Origin of the sequence: Sphaerisporangium sp. NPDC005289, assembly GCF_040607455.1 — a bacterium.
Lineage (GTDB): Bacteria > Actinomycetota > Actinomycetes > Streptosporangiales > Streptosporangiaceae > Sphaerisporangium > Sphaerisporangium rhizosphaerae.
Window position 1 is genome coordinate 84,815 of sequence record NZ_JBEXGS010000033.1, and the last position, 11,206, is coordinate 96,020.

The window sequence follows — 11,206 nt, forward strand, 5'->3', positions numbered from 1 at the left end:
CAGTGCCGTGCCGGCGGGCGTGCTCATGGCCGTGCCCGTGACCGTGGCCGTCCCCGTGACCGTGCTCCTGATCGGTCACGGGGACGGGTGCCGGCTCCCCGGACCCCGCAAGGCCGTGCTGGTCTCCATCGCCATGGCCCTGCCCGCGTTCGCGTCCGTCCGCGGGCCGGTGCCGGTGTCCATGCTGGTGTTCGGGGTCATGCCGGTCGAGCCCGCCGGGGGATGAAGGGCCGGACTGCTGGTCAGACATGGCTGCCTCGCTTGCGGACGGGGATTCTTGCGTGGAGTATATGTAGTCATGTACGCACGCGACAACGAATCAGGTGCACATCCGTTGCACCAGCAACCGACTTCCTCTCAGGTCGACACGGCCGTCGAGGCGTTTCGCATGCTCAGTGACGGCACACGCCTTCGGCTGATGTGGATTCTGGTCTCCGGTGAGTACGACGTCTCCTCGCTGGCCGAACTCATCGGCGTCGCGCGTCCCTCGGTCTCCCAGCACCTGGCCAAGCTGCGTCTGGCCGGGCTGGTCGACACGCGGCGGCACGGGCGTCGCGTCCTGTACCGCGCCCGCGACGCGCACGTCCGCCGGCTGATCTCCGAGGCCCTGTTCCACGCCGACCACGAGGTCTCGGGCATCCCCCGCCACGAGACCTGACGACGCCCGCCCGGCCCGCGGCACCCGCGAACAGGCGGCGTCCGTCTCCGGACCGGACGGCGCCCGCCCGGCCGCATCCACGAACAGGCGGCGTCCATCCCGGGACCTGACGGCGCCCTGGTCGTCGGCGCAGCAGCCGCCACGCTCAGCCGAAGGCGCCGGCGAGCGCCTGGGCCTGGGCGTAGGACGGCAGCCCGGCCGCCACCACCTCCTCGTGCGCGGCCGCCCACGCCAGCTCCACCGCGTTGTGCAGCGCCGCCCGGAACAGCAGGGAACCGCAGCTCACCCGGCGGACCCCGAGCTCGCCCAGGCGCGCCACGGACGGACCGCCCGGCGTGAACAGGATGTTGAGCGGAGCGTCCACCCCCGCCGCGAGCGCGGCGATGGCGGGCTCGTCACCCGCACCCGGGACGAAGACGCCGTCGGCCCCGGCGTCGCGGTACGCCCGCACCCGCTCCAGGGCCACCGCCAGAGGTCCCCGCCGCGCACCCTCCGGGTCACCGGACCAGCCGGGCTCGGTCGCCGCGAACCAGAAGACGTCGGTCCGCGCGTTGACGAACAGCCCGGGGACGGCGTCCTTGATCGCCGCGATGAGGGCGCACTGGCGGTCCCGCCCGGCCAGGGTGCCGCCTGGGCGGCCGTCCTCGATGTTCAGCCCGGCCACGCCCGCCTCGGCCAGTTCGGCGGCCAGCGCGGCGACCTCGCCCGGGTCCTCACTGAACCCCCCTTCCACGTCCACGCTGATCAGCGCCGGCAGCCGGGCAAGGCCCGCCGCCAGGCGCATGGTGTCCTCGCGGGTGGCGCCGGCGGCATCGGGCTTGCCCGCGGCGGCGGCCACGCCCAGGCTGGTGGTGCCGAGGGCGGTGAATCCGCGGGCCACCAGCGCCGCCGCCGAGGCGTGGTCCCAGGCGTTGGGCAGGAACAGGGGTCGCTCCCCGTGGTGCAGGGCGCGGAACTCCTCGAAACGGTCGATCTTCGCGTTCAACGGACGTGACCTCCGATCACAGCAGGAACACAACGCGCCGGAAAAGATCCCGATCCCGCACGGGCGATCGCGCACGGGCGGGAGCCGCCTCCGCGGCGGAGACGATCAGCCCTCACCGGGCCCGCACCTCCAGTCGCAGCGGGACGCGCAGATTCGCGGAGGGCCCGTGGACCGTGCCGCCTCCGGCCCGCTCGCAGCGGGGCAGCAGCACCTCCAGCACGCCGCACGCCAGCGCGAGGCCGTGGTCGGATCCCGGGCACGACCGCGGACCGTGGCCGAAGGCGAGGTGTGCGGTCGTCCGCCGCGCGGGGTCGAAACGGCCGGGATCGGGGAACACCCGCGGGTCGCGCTCGGCGGCGGCGAGGTCCAGAAGCACCACCGTGCCCGGCGGGACACCGCGTCCCGCGATCTCGGCTCCGGCGGTGGCCACGCGCCGGGTGGACCGCACCGGCGGGTCACGGCGCGCCGTCTCGGCGACGAGCCATTCGACCGGCCACCCGCCCCGGCCGCCCCCACCGCCCCCGGACTCCACCGACCGCTCCCCCATCCGGCTACCGGCCTCCGCCGCTACCGGCCCCTCTCCCCGTCCTCCGTCGCCCTCCGCCGCTACCGGCCCCTCTCCCCGTCCTCCGTCGCCCTCCGTCCCGACCGGCCGGTCAGCGGACCTGTCACCGGCTCCCGGCTCCCCTGGCGGCCGCTTGGGCGCGGGCGGTGGAGGCAGGGCCGCGTCGAGGGTGTTGCCGATCAGGCCGGCGGTCGCGTCGCACGCCTGGACCAGCAGACCTATGCGCGCGGCGACCGCCTCGGGGCTGCCGGGGCCGAGCAGGGCGACCAGAGCGGACACCGCCGCGTCGGCTTCGCCGTTGTCCGCGGCGCCGCCCCCCGTACCTGGGTGGTAGGCCGCCGCGACCGTCGAGACGGCGCTGACGAAGTCCCCTACGCCGTCCGGACGCGCCGGATCGAGCCCGGCCACGCCGAGCGCACCGCCGAGCACGCCGATCGGGACCGTGCGCGCGATCGACGCCATGACGTCGAACGGCTCATCCCCGGCGCCCTCGACCACGGCGGCCGTCCACTCCCGGGCCGCCGCGCGCAGGACCGGAGGTTCCATGCGGCGCAGGTCGGCGGCGACCATGGCCCGCCGGCGCCGGTGCCGGGGTCCGTTGCTGAACCGTGCCACGCCGGCCCGCAGCCAGGCGACCGTCCCGGGGGCAGCGTCGTCCACCGGGACGGTCGGGACGACGAAGCGTGGGTCGGCCAGCACGGCGCACACCTCGGCATGACCACTGACCGTCACCTCGGCATGGCCGGTGGCCGTGACGGCCGAACCGTCCGGCGGCCGGCCGGGCTCATGGCCGGGCGCCGGGGGCGCGGGCTTTCCACCTGTGGCGACGGCCCGCCTGGGCGAGCCGTCCACCTGCGAGAACTCCATGCCCCGACGCTAGGGCCGCGTCGTTTCACCCGGCGTCGAAACGTCCCGCCGGGGCCGGAGGACATAGGGGACCGGGCACCGGGCACCGGCGTATCCCGCCGCCCCATCAGGGGACCCGGACGAATCGGACGGCGGGGCCCGGGGCCTCTAGGGCCAGGTGTAGTTGAGCTCGCGCTCGAACTCGACGTAGCCGGCGCGGCGGAAGGCCCTGGCCATGGGCACGTTGCCGAGGTCGGTGGAGGCGCGGACGCGCGGCACGCCCTCGGCGGCCAGGATACGGGTGCCCTCGGCGAGCAGGTCGTCGATGTGGCCCTTCCCCCGGTGCGCCGGAAGCACCCCGATGTAGGCGATGATCGGGTTGTAGGAGTTGTGCGCCGGGATGACGAAGCCCACCGGCTCACCGCCGGGCGTCGTGGCGACGCGCCACCACTCGCGCGGGCTCTGGTAGCGCTCCAGCTCCTCCTCGTACTGCTGGACGGCCGCCTCCCGGGGGGTCATCCGGGTCAGCTCGTCCCGGCTGTGGGCGTCCAGTGTGCCCTCGAGCACCTCGGTCATCAGCTCCACGAGCTCCTCGCGGCCCGCCACCGGCCGGAACGCCAGGCGCCCGCCGGGCTCGGCGATGGGGGTTCCCGGTTGCCAGTTCAGCCGCAGCCGCTCCACGAACAGCCGGGCGCCGGTTAGCTCCAGCGCGGCGACCCTGGTCTCGACAACCCGGCTCGCCACCGGATCGTCACGCCAGCCCGGCGGGACGTACCGGATGTACTCCGGCGGGCGGGCGCCCTCGGGGAGCACGTGCTCCATGGCGGTGCGCAGCAGCCGCACGCCGTCCTCACCGCTCGGCGCGACGACGGAGCCGACCGGATGCGCGGTCGCCTCCGGGGCGGCGGTGTCCGCGGCCACGTCGAAAATGTCGAGCAGGAAGGGAGCGGGGTCGCCGGGACGGCTCCACCAGGCGAGCCGGGCGGTCGGCCGGTCGCCCCGCAGAGCGACCCACATCCAGTCGGGCCGACGCCTGCCGGTCCGCAGGTCGTCGGCCAGCTCGCGGTCGAGCATGTAGGGCAGGCGGGTGAACAGGTCGAGTTCTTCCGGCCCGGTGATCGGGCGCATGGTCAGGTCTTGCGGTACAGCGGTCACAACACTCTCCTGTGGAGGCGCGCCCGCACGGTTTCCGATGGTCAGCGCCGGTGCGCGACCTCGGAGGACACGAGCGCGGTGATATTGGTGGTCATCGCCTCTTCCCTCCTCTCGTCTCAACGGGCCCGCCGACGTCCGGCCCGGCCCCGGCCGCAATTCCTATCGGTACGCGCGCCCGCCGCGCAACGGCTTTTCCCGTGCCGGGCGGGTCAGTGCCCGGTGAGGGTGCGCGGGGTGGCGTGGTCGCCGGTTCCCGCGGTGAGCCGCAGGTAGGCCTCCTCCAGGGAGGCGCCGCGGGGGGACATCTCGTGGACGGCGATGCCGTGGCGCGCGGCCAGGTCGCCGATGGCGGCCACCTCCATCCCGGTCACCGACAGGCCGCCGCCCGGGTCGTCCGCGACGACGCCGCCCGCCTCGGTGAGCACCGCGGCCAGCTCCGCCGCGCGGGGCGAGCGCACCAGCACCCCCTGCCCGTAGCGGCCGGCGAGCTCGGGCACGGAGGTGTCGGCGATCAGCCGGCCGCGCCCGACGATGATCAGCCGGTCGGCGGTCAGCTCCATCTCGCTCATCAGGTGACTGGACAGCAGGATGGTGCGCCCCTCGGCCGCCAGACCGCGCATCAGCTCCCGGATCCAGCGCACCCCGTCGGGGTCCAGGCCGTTGACCGGCTCGTCGAACAGCAGGACCTCCGGGTCGCCGAGCAGCGCCGCGGCGATGCCCAGCCGCTGCTTCATCCCGAGGGAGAAACCGCCGGCCCGCCGCCGGGCGACACCGGCCAGCCCTACCTGTTCGAGCACCTGCGCTACGCGGGCCTGGCCGATGCCGTTCCCCCGGGCGAGCCATCTGAGGTGGTCCAGGGCGCTGCGCCCGGGGTGCAGTGCCGCCGCGTCGAGCAGCGCGCCGACCGTGCTCATCGGGCGCCGCAGGGAGGCGTACGGGCGGCCACCGACGAGCGCCGCGCCGGAGGTGGGGGCGGCCAGGCCGAGGACCAGGCGCATGGTGGTGGACTTGCCGGCGCCGTTCGGCCCGAGGAAACCGGTCACCTGCCCGGGCCGCACCTCGAAGGACAGCCGGTCGACGGCGAGGGCGCGGCCGTACCGCTTGGTCAGTTCTCTCACTTCGATCACCGTGCCAGGCTGCCGCGAGGACACCGGGCGGCGCATCGTCCCTGGGCCGCGATCCGGCGGCCCCGCCGCAGGCGTAGCGCGGGGCCCGCGGGCGGCCGGCGTCCGCCCGGGGGATGACATCCCCCGGCAGGAGGTGCCGGGCCGGCCGGCACCGGTAGCCTGCGGAGGTGGACGACGCGGAGACCCAGGCCGAGAAGGCGGACCTGTGGCCGTCTCCCGGCCCGGGAGGCTCCGGCGCGGCCTGGTCGCCGCCCGCGCGGGGCCGGCTGGTCAGGCTGGACGCGTTCGCGGCGGCCGGATACACCTTGCTCCTGCTGGGCATCGTCCTGGCGCGGCACTCGGCGCCCGGCGCCGCTGTGCCGGTGGTGCAGTGCCTGATCGTCGCCGGCATGGGAATTCCCCTGGCGGTGCGGCGGCTGTGGCCGGTGCCGGTCTTCTGGGTGGTGCTGACCGCGACCGTGTCGTCGCTGTTCGCCGGGATGGTCAACGATGCCTTCGCCGCGGCCGCCTTCGCGCTCTACATGGTCGCGCTCACCCGTCCGGGGCTGCGCTGGGTGCCCACGCGGACGATCGGCGCGGTGAGCGCCGTCGTGATCGCAGGCTCCACGATGGCCGGTCCGGTCGACTGGGGGACCGACGGCTTTCCGTTCACCTCCGTACTGGTGGGCCTGCCCATCATGGGCGGGGCCTGGACCGTCGGTCGCGCGGTGCGGGAGCGCCGGCTGTACGTGCGGCGCTCGGCGAACGAGCTCGCGCGCCGGGCGGTCGCCGAGGAGCGGCTGCGCATCGCCCGCGAACTGCACGACGTCGTGGCGCACAGCATGACGCTGATCACCGTGAAGGCCGGCGTGGCCGACCACGTCGCCGAGGTGCGGCCGGAGGAGGCCCGTAAGGCGCTGCGCGAGATCGAGTCGGTGAGCCGGGGCGCGCTCGTCGAGATGCGGCACATGCTGGGCGTGCTGCGCTCGGAGGGTGACGGGGAGCCGGCCGACCTGCTCCCGGCGCCGGGCCTTTCCGGGCTGCCCGAGCTGGCCGAGCGGGCGGCGCAGGCCGGCGTGCGGGTCGAGCTGGACGTGGCGGGGGCCGACGGCCTGCCCGAGGGGGTGGAGCTGTCGGTCTACCGCATCGTCCAGGAGGCGCTGACCAACGTCGTGCGGCACGCCGCGCCCGCGCACTGCCGGGTGCGGGTACGCGGCGGCCGGGGTGAGGTGCGGGTGGAGGTCGTCGACGACGGGCCTGGAGCCCGGGTGCTGCCCGGCACGGGCGGGGCCGGCGGCGGCCACGGCCTGGTGGGCATGCGCGAGCGGGTCGTGATGTACGGAGGGTCCTTCGACGCCGGCCCGCGGCCCGCGGGGGGCTTCGCGGTCACCGCCACCCTCCCCTACGGACCGCCGCCGGCGGGAGCGGGCGGCGCGGCGGAGGGGCCGGCTCCGGAGCCGGCGGACGGAGTGGCGTGGTGAGCGGAAAGGTGGACGAGCGGGTGGGCGAGAGCGCGGCGGAGATGGCGCGGGGCGGTCCGGGCGCGGCCGGCGGCGGGGACATCCGCGTCCTGGTCGCCGATGACCAGGCGCTGCTGCGCGGCGGCTTCCGGCTCCTGATCGAGACCGCGCCGGGCCTCACGGTCGTCGGCGAGGCCGGCACCGGCGCCGAGGCGGTCGAGCTGGCCCGGTCGGAGCGTCCCGACGTCGTGCTGATGGACGTGCGGATGCCCGAGATGGACGGCATCGAGGCGACCCGCCGCATCTGCTCGGACCCGCGGATCTCCGGGGTGCGGGTGCTCATCCTGACCACGTTCGACCTGGACGCCTACATCTACGCGGCGCTGCGGGCGGGGGCCAGCGGCTTCCTGCTGAAGGACACCCGGCCGGCCGACCTGCTGGCCGCCGTGCACGTGATCGCCTCGGGGGAGGCGCTGCTCGCGCCCACCGTGACGCGGCGGCTGATCGCCGAGTTCACCCGCAGGCCCGAGCCGGCCCGTACGCTGCCGCGCCGGCTCGACGGCGTCACCGAGCGAGAGCGCGAGGTGCTCACCCACATCGCCCGTGGGCTGTCCAACGGCGAGATCGCCGAGCACCTGCACCTCAGTCAGGCGACGGTGAAGAGCCACGTTGGGCGCCTGCTGGCCAAGCTCCACGCCCGTGACCGCGCCCAGCTCGTCGTGGTCGCCTACGACAGCGGCCTGGTCACCGCCCCGCCCGCCGGTTAGCGACCCCGGGCAACTTCGCCCGGCCGCGCACAGTGGCGGGGTACGGGCAGATGATCTCCGTACACGGTACGCCGTACTCTGTACGGAGCGGAGTTGGTGGGAGGATGGCCGTGTGCCGCCCACGATCGACCGCAGCGGCGCCGGAGATCCGGTGCGCACCCTCGAGCTGCTCTGGAGGCGGCCGGGTGCCCGTCCGTCGCAGCGCGGGCCCCGCCAGGGCCTCACCGTCGACGAGGTGGTGCGGGCGGCAGTGCGGCTGGCCGACGCCGAGGGCCTCACCGCCCTCACCATGCGCCGCGTCGCCCAGGAGCTGGGCGTGGGCGCCATGTCGCTCTACACCTACGTCCCCGGCAAGGCGGAACTGCTCGACCTCATGCTCGACATGGTGTTCGGCGAGATGCCCCGGCCCGACCTGTCCGGCCTGGCCTGGCGCGAACGGCTGGAGGCCGTGGCGCGCGACAACCGCGACCTCTACGAGCGCCACCCCTGGGTGACCGCCGTGTCCACCAGCCGTCCGCCGCTCGGCCCCGGCCTGCTCGCCAAGTACGAGCACGAGCTGCGCGCCTTCGAGGGCCTCGGCCTGGACGATGTGGAGATGGACGACGCCCTGTCCTATCTGCTGGGGTTCGTGCACTCCTCCGCCCGGTCGGCGGCCGACGCGCGCGCCTTCGAGCACGAGGGGGCGCTGACCGACCAGCAGTGGTGGGCGGCGAGCGCCCCCGTGCTCGCCCGGGTGTTCGACGCCGAGCGCTATCCGACGGCCTCCCGGGTGGGCGCCGCCGCGGGCGAGGCGCACAACGCCGCCTACGACCCCGGCCACGCCTACGAGTTCGGCCTGCGCCGCGTCCTGGACGGCCTCGGCGTCCTGATCGACCAGCGACAGGGCGCCGGACCGGCCGACTCCTGACCTAGGCATACCCCGCGCCGCGTCGCCGCGTCGTTCGCCGAGGACGCCGCACCGGGGCGGGGGTGTCAGGCGGCGGGCACCTTGTCGAGGAAGCCGTGCACGTCGCGCAGCCGGCCGTCCTCGGTCAGCACCGCCACGTCGAAGCCGTCCACCACCGACTCGGCTTCGCCGGCCGGGCCCAGGTGCCAGCCGAACCGGACCAGGTTGTGGTGGGCGTCCACCGGCCCCGACAGGCGGAACTCGAATCCCGGGAACTGCCGCTGCACCGCGGCGATGGTCGCGTCGATCGCCTCGCGCCCCTCGACGGACGCCAGCGGGTCCACGTAGGTGCCGTCCTCGACCCACAGCCCGTCGACGGCCGCACGGCGGGCGGCGGGGTCGGTCTGGTTCCACGCCGCGATGTACCGGCTGATCAGTTCGTGCGCGTCGCTCATCGCTGGACTCCTTATATCTGTCTATGGGCTGCTATTTCGGTGGATGTCGGCGACATCCGATGTCCCCAACAATGGCGGGCGGGCGCCGGGAAATCGATTACGTCACGGGTAACCGCGCACCGCCCTCACCAGCGTCGTCGTCCCCGCACCCGGCCGCAGGACCGGTCCTTCCACCCGGGCGACGGGGCAGGCGCGTCGATGGTGGGTGCGCGAGTCCGGACGACGGACGGCGCGTCCGGCAGCGTCCAGACGACGGGCGGCGCGCCCGGGTGCGTGCGGGCGGCGGCGGGTGGCATTGCGGTGGCAGCGTTATGGCAGCGGCGTGGCAGCGGCGCCGTGCACGGTGGTCCCGTCACCGCCACATCCGGCGGAGACCACCTCCACCACCTGGGATGGACAACCATGAACCACACCCCCGTGCTGATCGCCGGAGCCGGGCCCACCGGGCTCACCCTCGCCGTCGACCTCGCCCGCCGCGGCGTCGCCTTCCGCCTGGTCGACGCCTCCCCCGAGGCGCGTCCCAACGGCTCGCGCGGCAAGGGCCTGCAACCTCGCACGCTGGAGGTCTTCGACGACCTCGGCGTGATCGAGCCGACCCTGACCACCGCCGCGCCCTACCCGCCGATGCAGGCCTACGCCGGCGACACGGTCGTGTGGCAGGGGCGCCTGCACGAGCCGGCCGAACCCACTCCGGCCGTGCCGTACCCGATGGTCCTCATGCAACCCCAGTGGCGCACCGAGGCGATTCTGCGCGAGCGGCTCGCCGGGCTCGGCGGGCGGGTGGAGCAGGGCGTCGCGCTCGCCGGCCTGGAACAGGACGCCGGCGGGGTGACCGTCACCCTCGAGGGTCCCGCGGGCGCCCGCGAACGCCTCACGGCCGACTACGTGGTGGGAGCCGACGGCGGCGGGAGCACGGTGCGCAAACTGCTGGGCGTGGGGTTCGCCGGCACCACCCACGAGAGCGAGCGGATGCTGATCGGGGACGTCACCACCGCCGACCTGGACCGCGACCACTGGCACGTGTGGGGCGACCTCGCCGCGCAGAAGCTCGCCGTCGGGCTGTGCCCGCTGCCGGGCACCGACGTCTTCCAGTTCACCGCCGCACTCGGCCAGGACGAGACCCCCGATCGCACGCCGGCCGGGTACCAGGAGCGGCTGGACGCCGCCCGCGGAGACGCGCGCGTCCGCCTGACCGATTTGAGCTGGACCTCGGTCTACCGGGTCAACATCCGGATGGCCGACCGGTTCCGCGTCGGGCGGGTGTTCCTGGCCGGAGACGCCGCCCACGTGCACTCCCCCGCGGGCGGCCAGGGGCTCAACACCGGCGTCCAGGACGCCTACAACCTCGGGTGGAAACTGGCCCAGGTGATCGGCGGCGCTCCCGCCGCCCTGCTGGACACCTACGAGGAGGAGCGGTTGCCCGTCGCGGCGGACGTGCTCGGCATCAGCACCGCCCTGCACGAGAAGGCCAGGCGGGGTGACGCCGACGCGGCGCACCGGGGCGAGGACACCCAGCAGTTGCTGCTGTCCTACCACGGCGGCTCGCTCGCCGCCGTGGGTGCCCGCGCCGGCGACCGGGCGCCCGACGCGCCGTGCCACACCGCCGCCGGGGAGGCGACCCGCCTGTTCGACGTCCTGCGCGGCCCGCACACCACGCTGCTCGTCCTCGGTTCCACCGCCGGCGCCGCTCCGACCGGCGAGGACGCGGCCCGATACGGCAGCGGAACGGGGTCCGCCGGCCTCGGGTCGGCCGGCCTCGGGTTCGGCGGCCTCGGGCCCGCCGGCCTCGGGTTCGGCGGCCTCGGGTTCGGCGCGGATGCGGGGGTGCGCGTGTGCCGAGTCGGCACGGACCTCTCCGACTCCGGCGGGCACATCCGCGCCGCGTACGGCGACCGGGGATACGTGGTGATACGTCCGGACGGGTACATCGGCGCGGTGACCGAGGACCCCGCCCAGGTGGAGGACTACCTGGCCCTGCTCGGCCACCGCCCCACCGCCCCGGCCGCCACTGGCTGATCATGCGCCCCCGCCTCACCGCGGTCGGCGCTCCCGAGGGCGGGTCAGCCGTGAGTGCGGTCCGGCACTGGGGGCGGAACAGCAGTGGGTGCGGGCCAGCGGAGGAGGCCGGCAGTGGGGACAGGCCGGTGGTAGGGACGGACAGGCGGTGGGTGCGGGTCGGCAAGGAGGACGGCCCCGCATCGGGGACCGGCCGGCAATGGGGCCGGCCCCACCGCCGGGCCGGCCATGACCGCCGCCGCGACGATCGGCATGCCGATCGAGGCGTTTCGGAAGATGGAGTCTCTGCTCACCGGGGAGGCGCCGT

Annotated in this window: 11 protein-coding genes; 6 read left to right on the top strand and 5 right to left on the bottom strand. The window is 75.0% G+C overall.

Going from position 1 to position 11,206, the window contains the following annotated elements:
- Positions 1 to 226, top strand: a 226-nt coding sequence (locus ABZT47_RS37060) for a hypothetical protein (RefSeq protein ID WP_354852695.1), incomplete at its 5' end; no start/stop codon positions are given.
- Between the two features lie 108 nt (positions 227 to 334).
- Positions 335 to 658, top strand: coding sequence for a metalloregulator ArsR/SmtB family transcription factor (locus ABZT47_RS37065; protein ID WP_354852697.1), 324 nt, complete (start codon positions 335 to 337; stop codon positions 656 to 658).
- A 145-nt stretch (positions 659 to 803) separates the two neighbouring features.
- Here ABZT47_RS37065 and ABZT47_RS37070 read toward each other — a convergent pair whose 3' ends face one another.
- The 4 genes from ABZT47_RS37070 to ABZT47_RS37085 form a co-directional block, all read right to left on the bottom strand.
- Positions 804 to 1,643, bottom strand: a complete 840-nt coding sequence (locus tag ABZT47_RS37070; protein WP_354852699.1) for an isocitrate lyase/phosphoenolpyruvate mutase family protein — start codon at positions 1,641 to 1,643, stop codon at positions 804 to 806.
- 112 nt (positions 1,644 to 1,755) lie between these two features.
- Positions 1,756 to 3,075 (bottom strand): cytochrome P450, encoded by a 1,320-nt coding sequence (locus ABZT47_RS37075; protein WP_354852701.1) that lies wholly within the window; start codon positions 3,073 to 3,075, stop codon positions 1,756 to 1,758.
- Between the two features lie 147 nt (positions 3,076 to 3,222).
- On the bottom strand, positions 3,223 to 4,209 hold the full coding sequence (locus tag ABZT47_RS37080; RefSeq protein ID WP_354852703.1) for a GNAT family N-acetyltransferase: 987 nt from the start codon (positions 4,207 to 4,209) through the stop codon (positions 3,223 to 3,225).
- Between the two features lie 209 nt (positions 4,210 to 4,418).
- A complete protein-coding gene (locus ABZT47_RS37085) occupies positions 4,419 to 5,336 on the bottom strand; it encodes an ATP-binding cassette domain-containing protein (RefSeq protein WP_354852704.1) in 918 nt (305 codons plus the stop codon).
- A gap of 167 nt (positions 5,337 to 5,503) precedes the next feature.
- Between ABZT47_RS37085 and ABZT47_RS37090 the strand changes: the two genes are divergently transcribed.
- From ABZT47_RS37090 to ABZT47_RS37100, 3 genes are all read left to right on the top strand, one after another.
- Positions 5,504 to 6,796 (top strand): sensor histidine kinase, encoded by a 1,293-nt coding sequence (locus ABZT47_RS37090; protein ID WP_354852706.1) that lies wholly within the window; start codon positions 5,504 to 5,506, stop codon positions 6,794 to 6,796.
- Between the two features lie 41 nt (positions 6,797 to 6,837).
- A complete protein-coding gene (locus ABZT47_RS37095; RefSeq protein WP_354852717.1) occupies positions 6,838 to 7,542 on the top strand; it encodes a response regulator transcription factor in 705 nt (234 codons plus the stop codon).
- Between the two features lie 112 nt (positions 7,543 to 7,654).
- Positions 7,655 to 8,449, top strand: a complete 795-nt coding sequence (locus ABZT47_RS37100; RefSeq protein WP_354852708.1) for a TetR/AcrR family transcriptional regulator — start codon at positions 7,655 to 7,657, stop codon at positions 8,447 to 8,449.
- A 65-nt stretch (positions 8,450 to 8,514) separates the two neighbouring features.
- Here ABZT47_RS37100 and ABZT47_RS37105 read toward each other — a convergent pair whose 3' ends face one another.
- Positions 8,515 to 8,883: a nuclear transport factor 2 family protein gene (locus ABZT47_RS37105; protein ID WP_354852710.1), complete on the bottom strand. Its 369-nt coding sequence runs from the start codon at positions 8,881 to 8,883 to the stop codon at positions 8,515 to 8,517.
- Between the two features lie 402 nt (positions 8,884 to 9,285).
- Here ABZT47_RS37105 and ABZT47_RS37110 point away from each other — a divergent pair, with 402 nt between their 5' ends.
- Entirely contained in the window at positions 9,286 to 10,899 is a 1,614-nt protein-coding gene (locus tag ABZT47_RS37110; protein WP_354852712.1) for an FAD-dependent monooxygenase, read from the top strand.
- Positions 10,900 to 11,206 lie beyond the last annotated feature (307 nt).